19 protein-coding genes are annotated in these 19550 nt (G+C 58.2%); 15 read left to right on the forward strand and 4 right to left on the reverse strand.

Features of this window, described 5'->3' with window-relative positions:
• Nucleotides 1-2 precede the first annotated feature (2 nt).
• The 12 genes from tusD (at nt 3) to AAY24_RS17370 (ending at nt 10586) form a co-directional block, all read left to right on the forward strand.
• Nucleotides 3-395, forward strand: coding sequence for a sulfurtransferase complex subunit TusD (gene tusD / locus AAY24_RS17315; RefSeq protein WP_046860728.1), 393 nt, complete (start codon nt 3-5; stop codon nt 393-395).
• 16 nt (nt 396-411) lie between these two features.
• The gene (gene tusC / locus AAY24_RS17320; protein WP_046860729.1) at nt 412-801 is read left to right on the forward strand and encodes a sulfurtransferase complex subunit TusC; all 390 of its coding nucleotides are present in this window, start codon (nt 412-414) and stop codon (nt 799-801) included.
• A gap of 12 nt (nt 802-813) precedes the next feature.
• On the forward strand, nt 814-1122 hold the full coding sequence (gene tusB / locus AAY24_RS17325; RefSeq protein ID WP_046860730.1) for a sulfurtransferase complex subunit TusB: 309 nt from the start codon (nt 814-816) through the stop codon (nt 1120-1122).
• Nucleotides 1123-1169: 47 nt separating this feature from the next.
• Entirely contained in the window at nt 1170-1502 is a 333-nt protein-coding gene (locus AAY24_RS17330; RefSeq protein ID WP_046860731.1) for a TusE/DsrC/DsvC family sulfur relay protein, read from the forward strand.
• Between the two features lie 199 nt (nt 1503-1701).
• Nucleotides 1702-2421: a respiratory nitrate reductase subunit gamma gene (locus AAY24_RS17335; protein WP_046860732.1), complete on the forward strand. Its 720-nt coding sequence runs from the start codon at nt 1702-1704 to the stop codon at nt 2419-2421.
• A gap of 36 nt (nt 2422-2457) precedes the next feature.
• Nucleotides 2458-3990, forward strand: a complete 1533-nt coding sequence (dsrK, locus tag AAY24_RS17340) for a sulfate reduction electron transfer complex DsrMKJOP subunit DsrK (protein ID WP_046860733.1) — start codon at nt 2458-2460, stop codon at nt 3988-3990.
• An 89-nt stretch (nt 3991-4079) separates the two neighbouring features.
• Nucleotides 4080-6035: an NAD(P)-binding protein gene (locus AAY24_RS17345; RefSeq protein ID WP_046860734.1), complete on the forward strand. Its 1956-nt coding sequence runs from the start codon at nt 4080-4082 to the stop codon at nt 6033-6035.
• Nucleotides 6036-6043: 8 nt separating this feature from the next.
• Nucleotides 6044-6562: a sulfur reduction protein DsrJ gene (locus AAY24_RS17350; RefSeq protein WP_234422206.1), complete on the forward strand. Its 519-nt coding sequence runs from the start codon at nt 6044-6046 to the stop codon at nt 6560-6562.
• 2 nt (nt 6563-6564) lie between these two features.
• Nucleotides 6565-7338: a sulfate reduction electron transfer complex DsrMKJOP subunit DsrO gene (gene dsrO, locus AAY24_RS17355; RefSeq protein WP_046860735.1), complete on the forward strand. Its 774-nt coding sequence runs from the start codon at nt 6565-6567 to the stop codon at nt 7336-7338.
• A gap of 19 nt (nt 7339-7357) precedes the next feature.
• On the forward strand, nt 7358-8563 hold the full coding sequence (nrfD, locus tag AAY24_RS17360) for an NrfD/PsrC family molybdoenzyme membrane anchor subunit (protein ID WP_046860736.1): 1206 nt from the start codon (nt 7358-7360) through the stop codon (nt 8561-8563).
• A gap of 200 nt (nt 8564-8763) precedes the next feature.
• On the forward strand, nt 8764-10134 hold the full coding sequence (locus AAY24_RS17365) for a cobyrinate a,c-diamide synthase (protein WP_046860737.1): 1371 nt from the start codon (nt 8764-8766) through the stop codon (nt 10132-10134).
• A gap of 128 nt (nt 10135-10262) precedes the next feature.
• Complete coding sequence (locus AAY24_RS17370) at nt 10263-10586, forward strand: HesB/IscA family protein (RefSeq protein WP_046860738.1); 324 nt, start codon at nt 10263-10265, stop codon at nt 10584-10586.
• Nucleotides 10587-10775: 189 nt separating this feature from the next.
• Here AAY24_RS17370 and fusA read toward each other — a convergent pair whose 3' ends face one another.
• From fusA to grxC, 4 genes are all read right to left on the reverse strand, one after another.
• Nucleotides 10776-12833 carry an elongation factor G gene (gene fusA, locus AAY24_RS17375; protein ID WP_046860739.1) on the reverse strand — a complete coding sequence of 686 codons (2058 nt, stop codon included), beginning with the start codon at nt 12831-12833 and terminating at the stop codon, nt 10776-10778.
• A gap of 159 nt (nt 12834-12992) precedes the next feature.
• The gene (locus tag AAY24_RS17380; RefSeq protein ID WP_046860740.1) at nt 12993-13439 is read right to left on the reverse strand and encodes a hypothetical protein; all 447 of its coding nucleotides are present in this window, start codon (nt 13437-13439) and stop codon (nt 12993-12995) included.
• A gap of 24 nt (nt 13440-13463) precedes the next feature.
• Nucleotides 13464-13856: an RNA-binding S4 domain-containing protein gene (locus AAY24_RS17385; protein WP_046860741.1), complete on the reverse strand. Its 393-nt coding sequence runs from the start codon at nt 13854-13856 to the stop codon at nt 13464-13466.
• Nucleotides 13853-14137, reverse strand: a complete 285-nt coding sequence (grxC, locus tag AAY24_RS17390) for a glutaredoxin 3 (RefSeq protein ID WP_046860742.1) — start codon at nt 14135-14137, stop codon at nt 13853-13855. The genes AAY24_RS17385 and grxC overlap by 4 nt, the downstream gene beginning before the upstream one ends.
• Before the next feature lie 189 nt (nt 14138-14326).
• Between grxC and pepN the strand changes: the two genes are divergently transcribed.
• The 3 genes from pepN (at nt 14327) to AAY24_RS17405 (ending at nt 19501) form a co-directional block, all read left to right on the forward strand.
• The gene (gene pepN, locus AAY24_RS17395; RefSeq protein ID WP_046860743.1) at nt 14327-16966 is read left to right on the forward strand and encodes an aminopeptidase N; all 2640 of its coding nucleotides are present in this window, start codon (nt 14327-14329) and stop codon (nt 16964-16966) included.
• A 193-nt stretch (nt 16967-17159) separates the two neighbouring features.
• Nucleotides 17160-18758, forward strand: a complete 1599-nt coding sequence (locus AAY24_RS19025; protein WP_052761310.1) for a CHAD domain-containing protein — start codon at nt 17160-17162, stop codon at nt 18756-18758.
• Nucleotides 18755-19501 (forward strand): ParA family protein, encoded by a 747-nt coding sequence (locus tag AAY24_RS17405; protein ID WP_046860744.1) that lies wholly within the window; start codon nt 18755-18757, stop codon nt 19499-19501. Before AAY24_RS19025 ends, AAY24_RS17405 begins: the two co-directional genes overlap by 4 nt.
• Nucleotides 19502-19550 lie beyond the last annotated feature (49 nt).

Consider the following 19550-nt stretch of genomic DNA (forward strand, 5'->3'; position numbering starts at 1 on the left):
TAATGAAATTTGCGGTTCAAGTAAATGAGGGTCCTTATCAGCACCAGGCGTCTGATTCGGCCTACCAGTTCACCAAGGCCGCCCTGGAGAAGGGGCACGAGATCTTTCGTGTCTTCTTCTACCATGACGGTGTGAACAACGCGACCAAACTGACCACACCGCCCCAGGACGATCGAAATATTGTTGATCGCTGGAGCGAACTGGCTCAGCAGCATAATCTGGATCTGGTGGTCTGCGTGGCGGCCGCCCAACGCCGCGGTATTGTGGATGAGGGTGAAGCCAAGCGTAACGGCAAGGATGCTGAAAATATCGCCCCCGGGTTCCGTATTTCGGGTCTAGGGCAGTTGGTAGAGGCCGGCATCCAGGCGGATCGCCTGGTCGTGTTTGGCGACTAGTTGAAGGGATAGAGAGATGTCCGAAGAAGAGATGATGGACGACGAGGTCGTCAAAAAGTTCATGTTCGTCAACCGGCGTGCTCCTTATGGTTCCATTTATGCACTGGAGTCACTTGAGGTGGTGCTGATCGCCGCCGCATTTGATCAGGATGTGAGCCTGGTATTCAGCGATGATGGTGTCTTCCAGTTGAAGAAGGGGCAGGAAACCGAAGGCGTGGGCATGAAGAACTTCTCACCCACATACCGGGCTCTGGAAATGTACGACGTCGAGAAGCTGTATGTATCCAAGGCATCGATGGACGAGCGCGGCCTGACCAAGGACGACCTGATCGTCGATGTCGAGGTGCTGGGTGATGAGGCGCTGGCGGACCTTATGGATGACCAAGATGTCATCTTCAGTTTCTAAGAGGCGAGCAAGATGAGTATTTTACATACGGTAAACAAATCACCATTCGAGAAGAGTTCTCTCGACAGCTGCCTGAAACTGGCCAAGGCCGGTAGCGGTGTCCTTCTGATCGAGGATGGCGTTTACGGGGCACTAAAGGGTACCGCCAGGGAGGCTCAAATCAAGGAAGCAGCCCAGAACCTGAAGCTCTACGTTCTGGGCCCGGACCTGAATGCCCGGGGCATGACCGGGGAGCGGGTGATCGATGGCATCGAGATTGTTGACTATGCCGGTTTTGTTGACCTTGCAGCGGATCATGACAAGGTCAATGCGTGGCTCTAGTCACTTTATGACTGAACTTTAGACACTAGCTATTTGGAGAATGCATCATGGCAATTGAAGTCAACGGCAAAACTTTTGAGACGGATGAAGAGGGTTATCTGGTCAATCTGTCTGATTGGGAGCCCGGCGTGGCCGAAGAGATGGCCAAGGAAGATGACCTGGAACTGACCGAGGAGCACTGGGATATCATCAACTTCCTGCGCGAATACTATGAAGAGTACCAGATCGCCCCGGCGGTACGTGTACTGACCAAGGCGGTCGGCAAGAAACTGGGCAAGGAAAAAGGTAACAGCAAATATCTGTACGCCCTGTTCCCCTACGGCCCTGGCAAACAGGCATGCCGCTTTGCTGGCCTGCCCAAGCCTACCGGTTGTATCTAAACCGTCATCTGTTCGGTAAGGACCACCCTCTCTGCGGTATTGAGAGGGTGGCTCAGAGAGGCCTTCTCCGCGGAGGAGGGGACTCTGCGCGACGAAGCGCGAGAATACCAGATACTGCACACTTCAGAATTTGGGAGTGTTCGAACGCCGGCGGGTGAATGCCCACCGGTTACCAGAATAGCTTGAGGATCGCAGGAACATGTCCACTGTCTATGCGTTGCTGTTTATCGTAGCGACTGTCGTGCTGGTAGTTGGCCTGGCAAGAAAGATTGTCCAGTATGCCAAGACGCCGGCCCCGTTAAAGATTCCTACCACCCCGGCCCCGGTAACCCAGTCCGGAGTGGTGATGCGCATGTTTCGTGAAGTGGTGTTTTTTGAAAGTCTTTTCAAGAGCACCAAATGGACCTGGATATTCGGGTGGTTGTTTCACATGGCGCTATTCGTTGTGTTGTTGCGACACCTGCGCTACTTCATGGACCCGGTCTGGCTGCCGATACAACTGATCCAGCCGATTGGGGTTTACGCCGGTTTCGCCATGCTTATCGGCCTGGCCGGGCTGCTGGCTCGCCGCATCTTTGTTGATCGTGTCCGCTACATATCGGCACCGTCCGATTATCTCTGGCTGCTGGTATTGTTGTTTATCGGCATCAGCGGTCTGATGATGAAGTTTGTAGCACACACCGATATCGTCATGGTGAAGCAGTTTTTCACCGGTCTGATGGGTTTCAGTATCGGTACATTGCCCATCGATCTTCCATTGATAATTCATCTGTCGCTCGTCCTGGTGCTGATGATCCTGTTCCCGTTCAGCAAACTGCTGCATGTCCCAGGTATCTTTTTCAGCCCGACCCGCAACCAGGTGGATAACCCCCGTGAAAAGCGTCACCTCGCCGACTGGGCGAAGGCGATGGAAGAATAAAAGCAGCAATCGACTGAGAGCCGAAGAGGGTATTACATGGCTAAGGCAGAATTCGATGTACCGGAGCTCCAGGAATATGTGGAAGTGCCGGAACTCGTGGAAGGCACAATGGCGCATCTCAGCCCGTTTGTGGCCAAACCGGATCACAACACCGCGCTGGGTTTTCCGGGCGAGCTGGTGGATGACTGGCATGACAAGGTGCTGGATAAACTGGACGACCTGCGTTCACGCTACCGCTCCCTGCAGGTCTATCTGGATGCCTGTGTAAAATGTGGTGCCTGCACCGACAAGTGTCACTACTACCTCAGCACCAAGGATCCGAAGAACATGCCCGTTGGGCGTCAGGATCTGCTGCGCAAGGTCTATCGCCGTTATAACACCTTTGCCGGCAAGTACTTCCCCTGGCTGGTGGGAGCCAAGGACCTGACCCGGGAGACCCTGGACGAGTGGTACAGCTACTACCACCAGTGCTCCCAGTGCCGCCGTTGTTCGGTGTTCTGTCCCTACGGAATCGATACTGCGGAGATCTCCATGGCTGCCCGTGAGATTCTGGACAGTGTGGGCTACGGTCAGAAGTACTGTAACGAGATCATCGCCAAGGTGCATGACAAGGGTAACAACCTGGGTCTGCCGGGACCGGCAATTCTGGATACCCTGGAGGGACTGGAAGAGGATGTCTTCGACGAGACCGGCGTGGAAGTCAAGTATCCGCTGGATGTGAAGGGAGCGGAAATCCTCCTGGTGACCCCGTCTGCGGATTTCTTCGCTGAGCCCCATGTGGATGGGCTGATCGGCTACGGCAAAGTGTTCCATGAAGCTGGCGTGAGCTGGACCCTGAGTACCACCGCTTCCGAGGCGGGCAACTTCGGCATGTTTATCGGCAGCTACGAAAACATGCGTCGGGTGGCGCTACGCATCCGCCAGGCCGCCCTCGAACTGGGTGTGAAACGGATTGTGTTCGGTGAGTGCGGTCACGCCTGGCGTGTTGCCTACTCGTTCCTGAACACCCTGGCCGGACCGTTCGATTTTCTTGATCCCCGCTATCCGGTACCGCAGCACATCTGCGAGTTTACCTATGACCTGATCCAGCAGGGCAAACTGAAGTTTGACAAATCTGCCAACGATGACATGACCCTGACCTTCCACGACTCCTGCAACGTGGCCCGTGCGACACGCATGGGCGACAAGCCGGGTGGACAGTTCGATATCCCCCGGGCAGTGATCAAAGCGGTCTGTAACAACTACGTGGATATGGACCACGAAACCATCGGCGAGAAGACTTTCTGCTGTGGTGGTGGCGGTGGTCTGCTGACCGACGACCTGATGGAGGTCCGGGTGAAAGGCGCATTGCCAAGGATGACGGCATTGCAGAACGTGATCAAGGATGAGGGGGTAACGCACATGGCCGCCATCTGCGCTATTTGTAAAAGCCAGTTTACCAAGGTGCTGCCGTACTACGGCATGGACATGGATCAGATTGTCAGTGTCCATCAGCTGGTCAGCAATGCCATCATCCTCACCGGGCAGAAGACCGATGAAGATGAAACCGATGCGGACGATGACGCTTAAAGGATATTGAAAAAGTTGAGGTATAACGCGTCGGCGATGCAATCACTGACGGTGTTCTAAAAAATTATACAGGTTGAGGAGAGAATTCCATGGCAACTCCTACGGAACAGATGAACGAAAAACTGAGTTTCCGTCGCTTTAATGATGGCGATAACGAGTGGGACGATTTTAGTGAGAAGATCTTCCGGGAAGATACCTCTTACAAATGCCCAACCTATATCCATAAAACTCCGCCCTGCCAGGGAAGCTGCCCCTCCGGTGAGGATATCCGGGGTTATCTTGCGATCGGTCGTGGTCAGGAGAAGCCGCCCGAGGGTGTTGAGCGTGACGAGTACATGTTCCGTCGCTCCACCGACGCCAACCCCTTCCCGGCTATGATGGGTCGGGTCTGTCCGGCGCCCTGTCAGGACGGCTGTAACCGTAACGATGTCGAGGACTTTGTCGGCATCAATGCCGTTGAACAGTTCATCGGTGATACGGCGATTGAGAAGGGTTACAAGTTCCCGGTTGGTGAGGCCAAGGATCAGCGCGTGGCGGTGATCGGTGGTGGCCCGGCCGGCATGTCCGCTGCGTACCAACTGCGTCGCATGGGCTACGGTGTAACGATCTTCGACGAGAACGAGGAACTGGGCGGCATGATGCGCTACGGCATCCCCGGTTACCGTATTCCCCGTGACAAGCTGGATGCAGAGCTGAACCGTATCGTGGAGATGGGCGTGGATCTGCGCCTCAAGACCCGGGTCGGCCGCGATGTGTCAGTGGAAGATCTGGAGAAAGAGTTTGATGCATTGCTCTGGGCCCTGGGTTGTCAGAGCGGCCGTGGCCTGCCGGTCCCGGGTTGGGAGGGTACACCCAACTGCGTTACCGGTGTCGCGTTCCTCAAGGCGTTCAACGAGGGTCGCCTGAAAGTGACCGCAGAGCGCGTGGTCTGTATCGGTGGTGGTGATACCTCTATCGACGTGGTCTCGGTGGCGCGTCGCCTCGGCTATGTGAAAAACATGAATCCAACCGACCGGCCCGAGCTGGTTATCCGGGATGGTTATGTCGCCCATGATGCCGCGGTCACCGCAGCTGCCCAGGGTTCCGACGTGACCCTGACCTCGCTGTTCACCAAAGACAAGATGATGGCAGCCGAGCATGAAGTGCAGGATGCCACCACCGAAGGTGTCACCATCCTGGATGGCGTCATGCCGCTGGAGGTGATTGTCGGTGAAGATGGCCGGGCTACCGGACTCAAGGTGTGTGACTGCACCATGGACGGCATGAAGCCGATTCCGGTTGAAGGGACCGAGCGGGTACTGGAAGCTGATCTTATCGTATCGGCCATCGGCCAGGGCGGTGACATGAGCGGCCTTGAGGACCTGGCCAATGAGCGCAACCTCATCGATGCCGACAAGTTCTTCCAGGTGCCGGGTAAAGAGGGACACTTCGTGGCTGGCGATATTATTCGTCCCCATCTGCTGACTACCGCTATCGGCCAGGCTTCCATTGCAGCGGAAAGCATCGACCACTTCCTGCGTCGGGAAGAGCAGGTGAAACGTCCCAAGGTGGATGTGCACCACTTCGATCTGCTGGAGAAGCTGCATGAGGCGGGCAAGGATCCCGAACCGTTTGATCCCACCGTAGGGGACCAGCGGGGTACTTCCACTGCCAACTACGCCGTGCACAATTTCGAGAACCGTGCCGAGCAGGAGGTGATCCCATCCAGTGAGCTGTTCCTGGGTCACTTCTCCTTTACGCCGCGCAACAAACGTAGTGAAGAGGTACCCTCCGCCGAGGTGGTACTGGGTCACTTCCACGAACGTCTGCACCCCTACAGCGAGGAGCAGATGGTCGCAGAGGCGAAGCGCTGCATGAGCTGTGGCATGTGTTTCGAGTGTGATAACTGCGTGGTGTTCTGTCCCCAGGATGCCGTGTTCCGGGTCAAAAAGACCGAAGCGACCACCGGTCGTTATGTTGATACCGACTACAACAAGTGCATCGGCTGCCACGTCTGCAGCGATGTCTGTCCGACCGGTTATATTCAGATGGGCCTGGGTGAGTAGGAGCAGTAATGGGTAGTTTATCCGGCATTAGGCGATTTGCTGGACTGGTGCTGGGAGGAGCGTTGCTGCTCCTCACCAGCAGCGCGTTCAGTGATACGGCTGTTACCAAGGGTTCCAGGGCGGCAGGCCTGGAGAGTTGCGTAGCACCCACTGCGGTGATGCGGCGAAATCATATGGATTTCCTCAAGCATGACCGAAACAAGACAGTGCACCAGGGTATCCGGGATACCCAGTTCAGCCTGGCTGAATGTGTCGAATGTCATGCTACAAAAGATGACGCGGGCGCCTATAAGCCGGTCAATGCGGAAGGTGAATTCTGCGAAAGCTGCCACAGCTATGTGGCGGTTGATCTGACCTGCTTCCAGTGCCATCGCAAGACACCGGAAACCGCTAATGCCAACAGTGCGGCCATGGGGGAACTCGGTAGTGACCGACAGGGGCTGGGCCTGTTGCAATCGGTCGACCAGCCGCTTTCGCTGACCCGGGAAGAGCTGGCCCGGCTTCATGCAAAGATTGAGGGGAACTGATCATGAGCATTAACAATGACCAGCCTGATCTGCAGCGACGTAATTTTATCGGCAAGACCGTATTGGCAGCAGGTGCCGCCACTGTAGCGCCCGGCGTGATGCTGACAGTTGCCAATGCCGGCTCGGAGGAGGGAGTCTCCAGTGATGTTCGCTGGGGCATGCTGATCGACACCAACAAATGCGCAGATGGTTGCACCGCCTGTGTTGAAGCCTGTAATAAGGAGAATGGTATCGATCTTATCCAGCGCCCTGAGGGGCAGTCGGATGAAATGTGGGATGCGCAGCGGCCGCAGTGGATTCGTAAGGTGAAGTTGCGTGATACCCAGACCGGCGAAGTCTCCAATTTACCGATGATGTGTCAGCACTGCGAGCATCCGCCCTGTGTGGATGTCTGTCCCACCGGTGCTTCGTTCAAGCGTGCCGACGGCATCGTCATGGTGGATCGGCATATCTGTATCGGTTGTCGCTACTGCATGATGGCGTGCCCCTACAAGGCACGTTCGTTCATCCACCAGAATGTGGCGGAGCAGCTGACCGGCGCCCCGCGCGGCAAGGGTTGCGTAGAGTCATGCAACCTCTGTGCGAATCGGATAGACGAGGGGCAGGAGACCACTGCCTGCCAGGATGCCTGCAATCAGGAAGGACATAAGGCCATCCTGTTCGGTGATCTGAAAAATCCGCAAAGCGAAATTGCTCAGGCGCTGAAAACCCATCACAGTCGCCAGATTCGGGCTGATCTGGAACTGAATACCGGTGTCCGGTACACCAATGTCTGAGCGGTAGGGAGAGAAGTCGATGATAAAAACCAAATACCGCGAGCTCTACTGTAGTTCACCCCGTTACTGGGGCGGTCTCGCCTCCCTCGTATTTCTCATTCTGTTGGGCATGGGTGCCGCTTACTACATGGAGCACAATGGCCATTTCGTGACCGGCATGAGTAACCAGATTGTCTGGGGGTTGCCGCACGTTTTTGCCATATTCCTGATCGTTGCCGCATCCGGGGCGCTGAACGTCGCCTCCATCGGCTCTGTGTTCGGTGGACCCCTGTACAAACCGCTGGGGCGGTTTTCCGGCCTGTTGGCGATTGGCCTGCTGGCTGGTGGCCTGGTGGTGCTGCTGCTGGATCTGGGGCGCCCTGACCGCCTGATCGTGGCCATTACCACCTATAATTTCAAATCCATCTTCGCCTGGAACATTATCCTCTATACCGGCTTCTTTACCATTGTCGGGCTCTATCTCTGGGCCATGATGGATCGCAAGTTCGAAAAGTTTAAGACGCCGATTGGCTTTGCTGCGTTCTTCTGGCGTCTGGCGTTAACCACCGGTACCGGTTCCATTTTCGGCTTCCTGGTGGCCCGGGAGGCTTACGATGCCGCCATCATGGCGCCGATGTTTATCATCATGTCCTTCAGCTACGGTCTGGCGTTTTTCATTATCACGCTGATGGCCGCCTACTGGTGGGCCGACCGTACCATCGGGGATCTGCGGCTGGCCAGGTTGAAGAACCTGCTGGGTGTGTTTGTCGGCTCAGTGCTCTATTTTGCGCTGGTCTATCATCTCACCAACCTCTATGTCACACAGCATCACGGCGTGGAGCGTTTCATCCTGCTGGATGGGGGCATCTACACAGCCATGTTCTGGATCGGGCAAGTGGTTATCGGCGGCATCATTCCCCTGTTCCTGCTCTATTCACCGGCCTTTGCCACCTCCCGCTTCGCCATAGCGGTGGCCTCTATGCTGGTGCTGATTGGTGGCTTTTTCCAGATCTATGTGATCGTGATTGGCGGCCAGGCGTTCCCGATGAACCTGTTCCCGGGTAAAGAGGTACTGGAGAGCAGCTTCTTTGATGGCGTTGTAGCCGCCTACTCGCCCACGCTGGCGGAAGGGCTGCTGGGATTTGCCGGAGTGGTGGTGGCCATGACGCTGGTCGCTATCGGCGCCCGTATGCTGCGGGTGTTGCCGGAGAGTCTGGAAGATCCCGCCGACGCTGAATGCGTCTGATCCCGCTGGAAGTTGTACCTGGACAGGGCGTCCCGTGGTAACGTGACCCCCCTGTCCGGGTGCAGAGTAACCCTGCATCGCAGAGAACACCTATTCCCGCTTTACAGGCATAACCGGACGGGTGACTATAATCCTCCGGTGAGTCGGCGGCTCTGCCCACCGACCCGCCGGTAACAGTGTCACTGAGCTGATCGAGAACTATGCCTTATTTTTTTATCTCCGCCGCCCACAAGTCCTCCGGTAAAACGACACTCTCCATTGGCCTGACAGCCGCCCTGTGCCGTCGTGGCATGCAGGTGCAGACGTTTAAAAAAGGGCCGGACTATATCGATCCACTCTGGCTTACGGCTGCGAGCGGACGTCCCTGTGAAAACCTGGATTTCTTCACCATGTCCCGGCAGGAGATTGCGGACGAGTTCGGACGCGCCATGGCGACGGCGGATATCGGTGTTATCGAGGGCAACAAGGGTCTGTATGATGGCCTGGACCTGGATGGCAGTAACAGCAATGCGGCACTGGCTGCGCAGTTGCAATCCCCGGTATTTCTGGTGATTGATGCCCGGGGTATGACCCGGGGTATCGCGCCACTCATTCTCGGCTATCAGGCGTTTGATCCCGAGGTGCGTATTGCCGGTGTTATCCTCAATAAAGTGGGGGGGAGCCGGCACGAGGCGAAGCTCTGCAACGTCATCAACCACTATACCGATCTGCCGGTGGTGGGCGCCGTGCACAACTCTCCGGAATTGATTATCGATGAGCGCCATCTGGGACTGATGCCGAGCAACGAGAGTGCACTGGCGGAGAAGAAGATTGCACTGCTGGGGGAGAAGGTGGCCGAGCAGGTGGATCTTGATCGGATCCTGGAGATTGCTGCCGATGTGCCGGCAATCGATCACCCCGAACCAACAGAGCCCCGGTCGTATCCAGAGCCGCTGCGCATCGGCTATCCCCGGGATCGGGCATTCGGTTTCTATTACCCGGGCGATCTGCGCAAGTTGGGCAATCAGGGCGTGGAGCTGGTGGCGTTCGATACTCTGCAGGATTCCCATCTGCCGCCGGTTGATGGTCTGTTTATCGGTGGCGGCTTCCCCGAAATGGTGATGGATGAGCTGGAGGCCAACGTTTCGCTGCGTGGGGAGATCCGCGACTTTATCGAACAGGGCGGTCCGGTTTATGCGGAGTGCGGGGGGTTGATGTATCTGGCCCGCAGCATGCAGTGGCAGGGCCGGCGGTGTGAGATGGTGGGCGCCATCCCGGGCGACGTGGTAATGCATGACCGGCCCCAGGGGCGGGGTTATGTGCGTCTCGAGGAGACCGATGCCAGTCCCTGGCCGAAAGTGCCGGGCAGCAGTTCCGGTATAGCGGCTCACGAGTTTCACTACTCGGCATTGGAGCAGCTGGATCCGTCGATCCGCTTTGCCTACCGGGTGACCCGGGGTACCGGTATAGACGGGACCCATGATGGGGTTATATACAAGAATCTGCTGGCCAGTTATACCCACCTGCGGGACGTGGGTGGCAATCACTGGATTGAACGTTTCCTGGCGCATGTACGCGCCTGCAGGAAGTAACAAAATAACAAAACAGAACCGCGCCGCCGGCTCGGAAAGAACGGGGTGCTGTTACAAATAATTGAAAGATCAGGTATAACCGGGATAACCTCGTCTGAAGTATCCCTATAGCAGTATGGAGCATTCGCATGTTTGAAATCACAGAAAGTGCTGCCGAGCAGGTACGCAATGCAGCAGAACAGGGTGGTACCGAGGGTATGGCGCTGCGCATGGCCGCGCGGATGAAGGAAGATGGCACGATCGATTATCTGATGGGTTTCGATGAGGCAAAGGATGACGACCTGCGGGTTGTTACCAATGGCATAGAGGTGGTGATGGAGCCGCAATATGCGACCCTGCTGGATGAAGCGGTGATGGACTATGCGCAACTGGATGATGGCGAACTGCGGTTTATTTTTATCAATCCCCAGGATGCCAACTACGAACCGGCACCTAAGAGCCGTTCCAAGTAGCCCCTGAATCAGTTACTTCCCTTTTTGGCTGGCCGGCTGGCGGGTTGGATACAGTAGCTCCAGGTAACGGGTGCCGAGTATGGCCTCCGGAAGCCTGGATAGATAAAAACAATAATGACCCTTTTTCTTCGTGATTCAGGTCACTGCCCCATCGCTCCCGGATTGACGGAGCGATGGGGCAGGGGCTGTTCACTCATCCTGGTGATGAATCTGCTGCTGGTGTTTTTCCGCCAGGGTCCGTTGAATGTTGTCCGGCACCGGATCGTAGTGGCTGAAACTGATCTCGTAACTGCCTTCGCCGCCGGTCAGTGATTTCAGCCGGGTGCTGTAGTCGTCCAACTCCGCCAAGGGAGCCTGGCCACTGATCAGCATGCGCCCATCTGTCGTCATTTCAGTATTGTGAATCCGCCCCCGCTTGACGGACAGGTCGGCGGTAATATCGCCCATGGCATCGCCACTGGCGGTGATGCTGATGTTCACCACCGGTTCCAGTACGATCGGCCGGGCCTTCTCCAGAGCGGCCTGAAATGCCTTTTTGCCGGCGGTGACAAAGGCGATCTCCTTGGAGTCCACGGCGTGGAATTTGCCGTCGTAGACCGTCACCTGCAGATCCTGAATCGGGTAGCCGGCGATATAGCCCTCCTCCAGTGCCAACCTGACCCCCTTTTCCACTGCGGGAATGAACTGGCCGGGGATGACGCCCCCTTTTACCTCATCCACAAACAGAAAACCCTCGCCCCGGGGCAGGGGGGCAATGCGCAGTGAGACCTCCCCAAACTGGCCCGCACCACCGGTCTGTTTCTTGTGCCGATAGTGCCCTTCCGCCGCGGCGCTGATGGTTTCCCGGTAGGGGATGCTGGGCGGGTGGGTCTCCACATGGACGTTGTAGCGTTCTGCAAGTTGCTCCAGCACCACCCGCAGGTGCAGTTCACCCATGCCGCGGATCACGGTTTCGTTGGCCTGGGCATCGTGTTCAATAGCCAGACAAGGGTCTTCCGATGCCAGTTTCAGCAGGGCATCGGAGAGTTTCTGTTCATCTCCCCGTTTGTTGGGAATCACTGCCAAGCCGAACAGTGGCATGGGGAACTGCTCCGGTTGCAGGTGGAAGTTGTCCTCGTCGTGGGAGTCATGCAGTACCGCGTCGCGGAATATTTCGTCAACCCGGGCCACGGCGCAGATATCCCCCGGAATGGCCTGGGTCAGCTCGGTCTGGGCGTTGCCCTGGATACGGTAGAGGTGACTCAGCTTGAACGGTTTGCGGGAGTCGCCGATAAGCAGCTGGCTATTGGTGGTGACGGTGCCCTGGTAGACCCGGAAAATACCCAGCTTGCCCCGGAATGGATCGTTGCTGACCTTGAACACATGAGCCACCACATGTTTGTCGGGATCGGGGGTTACGCTCACCGGTGTGGCATGGGGCGGCTCGCCTTTCATAAAATTGGGAGGGTTGCCTTCGGTCGGGTCCGGTAGCAGGCGGGTAATAATCTTCAGCAGCTGTTTGATACCAGCGCCGCTTTTTGCCGATACAAAACAGATCGGTATCAGGTGTCCATCCCGCAGGGCCACTTCGAACGGATCATGCAGCTGTTCCGATTTCAGCTCCTGACCCTGTTCCAGGTAGAGCTCCATCAACTGCTCATCCATCTCCACCACCTGATCGACAATATTGGTGTGGGCTTCGGCAACGGAGGAGAAAGCGGTCGGTGCGCCATCCGGGGAGAAGAAGCAGTCCACCACCTGGCCCGGTTCAGCAGCCGGCAGGTTGAGCGGCAGGCAGACATCGCCAAAGGTCTCCCGGATGCTGTTCAGCAGAGCCTCCAGATCCAGGTTGTCGGCATCGATCTTGTTTACAATGATGGCGCGGCACAGGTTGTCATTCCGGGCGTGTTCCATCATCGCCAGGGTGGCGGGTTCAATACCGGTCTCGGCGTTGATCACCACGGCGGTGGTTTCGGCGGCCTGCAGGACGCTGAATGCACGACCGAAGAAGTCGATCAATCCCGGTGTGTCCAACAGGTTGATGTGGGTCTGATCGACCCGCAGATGGGCCAGGGCAGCGTCCAGCGAATGTTCGTAACGCTTCTCCTGTGGATCAAAATCACAGACAGTGTCGCCCCGTTCGATCGCGCCCTGGTTCTGTATCACGCCTGCGTGATACAGGAGGGCCTCGACCAGCGTCGTTTTACCGGCGCCTGATTGGCCCACCAGGGCGATATTCCGGATATCCTGGGTGGTGTAGTCAGGCATTATTCTCTCCTTGGAAGTTGTTTTGACAGCTTGTTTTTGAATCTCCTGTTATCCCACTGGAAGACGGGCTCGGACGCCATGACCCGGATCAACAAGTGGTCGAGGTGAACTGTCTGCCGACGCTATTTTTATTCAGTGTAGTCGCCACCGGCGGGTGGGTCAGCGACGGCGGCCCTTGAAGGCGGCGACCTGCTGGATAATCAGATTGAAAGGCAGATTATCCAGTGCACCGTACTCCTTCTTGGCGCGGTTTATCAGGGAGTAGATATCGGGAATGAAACGGGAGTCCTGCTGGGTCTGCTGCTCCATGACCTGTTCGAGTCCGCGCAGACCGCCCACCTGGATGCGCAACGCCTGGGCATGGCTCAGTACGCCGCTCTCCTGGCTCGCCTTGAGGACAAACCGGCTGTGGTGGCGCAGCAGTTTCAGTAACTCGCCGCACTGGGCCTGGGCCTTGTCCTGTTTGCAGTGAATGCCTTCCCGCTCGGCCAGGTTGAACTTCTCCGATTGGGAACAGCCGGCATGGCCGGCAAACAGACACTTTTCGAACAGACAGGCGCGCTCGTTGATCTGTTCAAAAGTTTTGCGGTAGGCGTCCTGGTCCATATCCCTCCGGGCCTGTTGGCGGCCTTAGCGATCTTTTCCGGTGAAACTGTGGATCATGCGCCGGTCCCGTTTGCTGGGTTTGCCCTGGGCAGGACGGGGGGCCGCAGCGCGCAGCAGCCGCTGCTCCTCGATCTGGCGTTGTCGCTTGACCCGGCTTGCTTCATCCTCTTCATAAAACAGTACCGCCTCGCTGGCCGGGCGACGCTGCCTGGGCAGCTCCTTCACTTCGATCTGCCACTCCAGTGACTCTTTGTGGATGGTCAGCCGGCTGCCGACAGCAACGGTTTTACCCGGCTTGGTCCGCTGGCCGTTGAGATGCACCTTGCCCCCGTTGATGGCCTCAATGGCCAACTGCCGGGTCTTGAAGAAGCGCGCCGCCCAGAGCCATTTGTCCAGCCGCATCTGGCCATTGCTCATGTAATGATGTCCGACTCATCCCGGGGCGCCAGACCGAGCAGCGGGTCCAGCTTGCCCAGCATGTCCAGTTCGGCCATGTCGTCATAGCCGCCCACGTGGAAATCATCAATGAAGATCTGGGGCACGGTGTTGCGCTGGCTGCGTTGGAGCATCTCCCGCATCCGCTCCCGGTCACCCTCGATCTGAAGCTCTTCAAATGCCACCCCTTTGCGGTTCAGCAGCGCTTTGGCGCGCAGACAGTAAGGGCAGATGGCGGTGGTATACATCACGACTTTCGGCATGTTCAGTCTCTACGATTACAAGGGGTTTGGCCTATCGTACCAAGCCCCCCAAAGGGGGTCTAGCGGGGTCATCCCCCCTCTTCTGACGCCGTTGTAGAACTGATTCGTCCCCCGGGGCTTGAATAGTGGGTTAGAATCCTGATCTATTGTACCTACTGCCGATTTTCGCCAGCCAACAAGAGATTATCAATGCTAAGAGATACCCCCAGCACGGTTTACCTGAAGGATTACCTGCCCCCGGAATTTCTGATCGACCAGGTCATGCTCTGGTTTGATCTGGATGAGACCGAAACCCGGGTCCGGTCGCGGCTGGAGTTGCGGCGCAACCCGGCGGCCCAATCCCGCTCACCCGATCTGCGTCTGCATGGTGAACAGCTGGAGCTGATCTCCCTGAGCCTGGATGGCCAACCAGTCGCGCCGGCCGGTTACCTGCAGGATGACGAGGGGCTCACCGTCCGCCAGGTGCCGGACCAGTTCGTACTGGAGAGCGAAGTGCGTATTCTGCCACAGCAGAACACCGCGCTGGAGGGGCTCTACAAGTCCGGTGGACTGTTCTGTACCCAGTGTGAGGCGGAAGGGTTCCGCAAGATCACCTGGTATCTGGACCGACCTGATGTGATGAGCCGTTTCACCACCACCATCTGCGCCGACAAGCAGCGTTACCCGGTGCTGCTTTCAAACGGCAATCCGAGCGATACGGTGGAGTTGGAGGATGGCCGGCACCGGATCACCTGGACAGATCCGTTTCCCAAGCCCGCCTACCTGTTCGCCCTGGTGGCGGGGGATCTGCGTGCCATCGAGGACAGCCATACCACCCCCTCGGGGCGGGAGGTGACGCTGCGTATCTACGTGGAACCGGAAAATATCGATAAGTGCGACCACGCCATGGCGTCGCTGAAGCGGGCCATGGCCTGGGATGAGCAGCAGTACGGCCGTGAATACGATCTGGATATCTACATGATCGTGGCGGTGAACGATTTCAACATGGGTGCCATGGAGAACAAGGGGTTGAATATCTTTAACTCGAAGTTCGTGCTGGCCTCACCGGCAACGGCTACCGACCGGGATTTTCAGGGCATCGAGTCGGTCATCGCCCATGAGTATTTTCACAACTGGACCGGCAACCGCATCACCTGCCGTGACTGGTTCCAGCTCAGTCTGAAAGAGGGGCTGACGGTATTCCGGGATCAGGAGTTCTCCGCTGACATGGGCTCCCGGGGGGTGAAACGGATAGAGGATGTGCGGCTGCTGCGGGCACATCAGTTTGCCGAGGATGCCGGCCCCATGGCACACCCGGTACGGCCGGACTCCTACATGGAGATCAACAACTTCTACACCGTCACGGTGTACGAGAAGGGTGCCGAAGTGGTGCGCATGCAGGCCAATCTGCTGGGGCCGGAGGCGTTTCGGGGTGGTACTGACCTCTACTTTGAACGCTTCGACGGGCAGGCGGTCACCACGGACGACTTTGTCCAGTGCATGGCGGATGCCGGTCAGCGTGATCTGGGCCAGTTCAAACGCTGGTACAGCCAGGCCGGTACGCCGGAGCTCACTATCCAGGGCGTCTACGATGCCGCACAGCAGACCTACACCCTGACAGTGGAACAACACTGTCCCGCCACCCCCGGTCAGCCGGATAAGGAGCCGTTCCTGATCCCCCTGGCGGTGGGACTGCTGGACGACCGGGGCACCGACCTGGCCCTGCGACTGGCAGGTGATAGCGACCCCGGTCCGACCACCCGCATGCTGGAGATCAGTGAACCTCGCCAGCAGTTTGTTTTCGAACAGGTCCCGGTGGCCCCGGTCCCGTCCCTGCTGCGTGGTTTCTCAGCGCCGGTGAAGGTGCGGTTTGACTACAGTAACGAACAGCTGATGTTCCTGATGGCCCATGACAGCGACGGCTTCAGCCGCTGGGATGCGGCACAGACCCTGGCCCAGCGCATCCTGCTCCAGTTGGTGGATGATCCCGATAGCCTGGTGCCGGAAGGGTTTGTCCAGGCGTTCCGGCAGGCCTTGCAGGACAGCGCATCGGATCCAGCCCTGCTGGCCGAGGTTCTGACCCTGCCGGCCGAGAGCTATCTGGGGGACCAGATGGCCGAGGTGGATGTGGAGGGGATTCATCGCGCCCGGGAGCAGCTCAAGACCCTGCTGGCCAGCGAGCTGAAAACGGAGCTGCTGGCGGTCTACCGGGACAATGAAGTGACCGGTGAGTATCGACCCGATGCGGATGCGATCGGACGACGCAGTCTGCGCAATCTGGCTCTGGGTTACCTGATGCAGTTGGAGGATCAGGCCATTCAGGCGCTCTGTATCGCGCAATACCGGGCCGGCAACAACATGACCGATGTGATCACCGCACTCTCTCTGCTGGCCGACCGGGACATCCCGGAGACGGCGGAGCTGCTGGAGGGCTTCTACCAGCAGTGGCGGGACGATCCCCTGGTGCTGGATAAATGGTTCAGTCTGCAGGCCATGTCCAAACGTCCCGATACCCTGGAGCGGGTGAAGGGGTTGCTGGACCACCCGGCGTTCTCCATAGCCAATCCCAACAAGGTACGTTCCCTGATCGGTGCTTTCTGTTCCGGCAACCCGGTACGTTTCCATGCAGCGGATGGAGCCGGTTATCGGTTTCTCAGTGACCGGGTGCTGGAGCTGGATCAGCTCAATCCGCAGGTGGCTGCCCGCATGGTGCGCCTGATGACCCGCTGGCAGCGCTATGATCCTGCCCGCCAACGCCTTATGCAGACCCAGCTTGAGCGCATTCTGCATACCAGTGGTGTCTCCCGGGACGTGTACGAGATTGTCTCCAAGAGTCTGGAGCACGCCTGACCGGCAGCGGTCCCGCCGGATAACAGAAGTCGTACCGGCACGGACCCTGGGGCATACTGCCGAAACCTGGCCTGTTTTATCCTGTCCGGTCCGGAACCCGGCAACTGTAATGGTATTTTTCTGCCCGCTTGATTAGTATCTAGGCCATTACGCGAAACCCGGAACCCCCGGAATCAGGGCAGGATAGGGCAAGATGACAACGCAATCACTCCAGTATCAGCTGAAGGATTCAGAATCGATCGGGGAGGTGATGACGGCGCTAACCGCACAGTTCACACTCACCAGTGAACCTGAAAAAACCGTGCGGTACGTACTCCACGACAGTTTTGACTGGCGACTGTTTCAGGCCGGTCTGCAACTTGAGGAGTTGCGGGCAACCGGCCGCCATGAACTGACGCTGCGTAAACTGGATGGTGGCACTGCCTGCGAGACCATCCGCCTGGAGGGGGCGGTACCCGCCTTTTTTCAACACTATGCACCGGGCCTGTTGCGGGACCGGCTGGCGGATTGCCTGGCGATGCGGGCTCTGCTGCCCCAGGTGGAGATTCGTCGCCGTGAACGGCTGCTGCGGGTGTTGGACAGCGAGCAGAAGACGGTGTTGCGAATTGTTCTGCAGGAGCAGGAGGCCCGGCCTCCGGGGCGGGGCGAGTACCAGCCGATGGTGGCCCTGGTTGGCCTGTTGTCGGTGCGCGGTTATGACAAGCCCCTGCGCCAGGTGAGCCGTTTCCTGACCCGTACCCTGGAACTGCAACCCCAATCCGATGCCCTGATCACGCTGGGCCTTGCCGCCATCGGTCGTCGCCCCCTGGACTACAGCTCCAAACTCAATTTCCAGCTTCAGCCGGGCACCCCGGCCGGCGAAGTGGCCCGGCAGATTCACCGGGCCCTGCTGGATACCCTGGAGACCAATCTGCCGGGTACCCGGGCGGATCTGGATTCAGAGTTTCTGCACGACCTGCGGGTGGCAGTGCGGCGCACCCGCTCGGCGCTCAGTCAGATCAAAGGCGTGTTTCCGGAAGATGAGGTGGAAAAGTACAAGGAGCGGTTCGCCTGGATTGGCCAGCTGACCGGCCCGACCCGGGATCTGGATGTCTACCTGCTGGGCTATGATGATTACCGCGACAGTCTGCCGGAGCCTTACCGCCCCGACCTGGACCCGCTTCACCGGTTTCTGGTGAATCATCAGAAGAGCGAACAGCGGGCCATGGTGCGCAAGCTCAATTCACCCCATTTTCATACCCTGCTGAAGGAGTGGCGGGCCTTCCTGGATACAGAGTCGGCACCGGAGTCGATCTGTCCCAATGCCCATAAACCGATCGGCAAGGTGGCGGGCAAGCGTATCTCCCGCACGTTTTTCCGGGTTCTGGAAGAGGGCTTGGCCATCACCCCCCACTCACCACCCGAGGCGCTGCATGAGTTGCGCAAGGGGTGCAAGAAACTGCGCTACCTGCTGGAGTTCTTCCAGAGCCTCTACCCGGCGGAGCGGGTCAAACCCCTGATTAAAAATCTGAAAGGTCTGCTGGACAACCTGGGTGACTTTCAGGACCTGGAGGTGCAGGCGGACAAGCTGCGCAAGTTTGCCCATCAGATGGTGGAGGAGGGCGACGTACCGGCGGATACCCTGCTCGCCATGGGCATGCTGGTGGACGGTCTGTTGAAGCGTCAACAGGCCAGCCGCCAGGTGTTTGCCGACCGCTTTGCCCGCTTTGCCGACGCCAAGCAGGTAGCTGTCTACCAGGAGCTGTTTGGCGGGCGCCGGAAAAAGCGTGTTGCGGATGGGGAGCCGGCATGAGGATTATCGGCGTATACAACATCAAGGGCGGGGTGGGTAAGACCGCCACCGCGGTGAATCTCGCCTACCTGTCGGCCCAGGCCGGTTTGCGCACCCTGGTATGGGATCTGGACCCGCAGGGGGCCGCCAGCTACTACTTCCGCATCAAGCCACGTATCAAGGGTGGCGGGCGCAAGATGCTAAAGGGCAAACGGGAGCTGGACCGCCTGATCAAGGGGAGTGATTTCGAAAATCTGGATCTGCTGCCGGCGGATTTCTCCTATCGCAACATGGACCTGATGCTGGGTGAGGCGAAGGGCCCGGTAAAACAGCTGCTACGCCTGTTGCGGCCCCTGGCAGAGGAGTATGACCGAATCTACCTGGACTGTCCGCCCAGCATCTCCCTGGTGTCGGAGAATATCTTCCGGGCTGCCGATGCCCTGCTGGTGCCGACCATTCCCACCACCCTGTCGCTGCGCACCTATGAGCAGATGGTGGAGTTTCTGGCGGGGCACAAGGTGGGCAACGTGAAGCGCATGCCGTTCTTTTCCATGGTGGATCGGCGCAAGCGCATGCATCTGGATATGATCAAACAGTTGCCGGAGCGTTTTCCCGAACTGCTCAAGGCCCATATCCCCTATGCCAGTGACGTGGAACGGATGGGCCATTTCCGCGCCCCGCTGGGCAGTTTTGCACCGCGCAGCGCCGCGGCAATCGCCTATGATGCGCTCTGGCAGGAGTTGGAAGGGGCGCTGAAAAGCTGATCAGCGGAAGAGAGCCGGCTTGGCCACAAGGGTCATCCCCGCCCACCGG

The organism is Sedimenticola thiotaurini (genome assembly GCF_001007875.1).
In the GTDB taxonomy this organism is placed as follows: domain Bacteria; phylum Pseudomonadota; class Gammaproteobacteria; order Chromatiales; family Chromatiaceae; genus Sedimenticola; species Sedimenticola thiotaurini.

Coding starts and splice junctions, on each gene's coding strand:
- AAY24_RS17350 (WP_234422206.1), top strand. CDS start 6,044: ATGGGTAGTTTATCCGGCATTAGGCGATTTGCTGGACTGGTGCTGGGA.
- AAY24_RS17365 (WP_046860737.1), top strand. CDS start 8,764: ATGCCTTATTTTTTTATCTCCGCCGCCCACAAGTCCTCCGGTAAAACG.
- dsrK (WP_046860733.1), top strand. CDS start 2,458: ATGGCTAAGGCAGAATTCGATGTACCGGAGCTCCAGGAATATGTGGAA.
- AAY24_RS17345 (WP_046860734.1), top strand. CDS start 4,080: ATGGCAACTCCTACGGAACAGATGAACGAAAAACTGAGTTTCCGTCGC.
- dsrO (WP_046860735.1), top strand. CDS start 6,565: ATGAGCATTAACAATGACCAGCCTGATCTGCAGCGACGTAATTTTATC.
- tusB (WP_046860730.1), top strand. CDS start 814: ATGAGTATTTTACATACGGTAAACAAATCACCATTCGAGAAGAGTTCT.
- AAY24_RS17330 (WP_046860731.1), top strand. CDS start 1,170: ATGGCAATTGAAGTCAACGGCAAAACTTTTGAGACGGATGAAGAGGGT.
- AAY24_RS19025 (WP_052761310.1), top strand. CDS start 17,160: ATGACAACGCAATCACTCCAGTATCAGCTGAAGGATTCAGAATCGATC.
- AAY24_RS17370 (WP_046860738.1), top strand. CDS start 10,263: ATGTTTGAAATCACAGAAAGTGCTGCCGAGCAGGTACGCAATGCAGCA.
- AAY24_RS17380 (WP_046860740.1), bottom strand. CDS start 13,439: ATGGACCAGGACGCCTACCGCAAAACTTTTGAACAGATCAACGAGCGC.
- fusA (WP_046860739.1), bottom strand. CDS start 12,833: ATGCCTGACTACACCACCCAGGATATCCGGAATATCGCCCTGGTGGGC.
- nrfD (WP_046860736.1), top strand. CDS start 7,358: ATGATAAAAACCAAATACCGCGAGCTCTACTGTAGTTCACCCCGTTAC.
- AAY24_RS17385 (WP_046860741.1), bottom strand. CDS start 13,856: ATGAGCAATGGCCAGATGCGGCTGGACAAATGGCTCTGGGCGGCGCGC.
- AAY24_RS17405 (WP_046860744.1), top strand. CDS start 18,755: ATGAGGATTATCGGCGTATACAACATCAAGGGCGGGGTGGGTAAGACC.
- pepN (WP_046860743.1), top strand. CDS start 14,327: ATGCTAAGAGATACCCCCAGCACGGTTTACCTGAAGGATTACCTGCCC.
- tusC (WP_046860729.1), top strand. CDS start 412: ATGTCCGAAGAAGAGATGATGGACGACGAGGTCGTCAAAAAGTTCATG.
- grxC (WP_046860742.1), bottom strand. CDS start 14,137: ATGCCGAAAGTCGTGATGTATACCACCGCCATCTGCCCTTACTGTCTG.
- AAY24_RS17335 (WP_046860732.1), top strand. CDS start 1,702: ATGTCCACTGTCTATGCGTTGCTGTTTATCGTAGCGACTGTCGTGCTG.
- tusD (WP_046860728.1), top strand. CDS start 3: ATGAAATTTGCGGTTCAAGTAAATGAGGGTCCTTATCAGCACCAGGCG.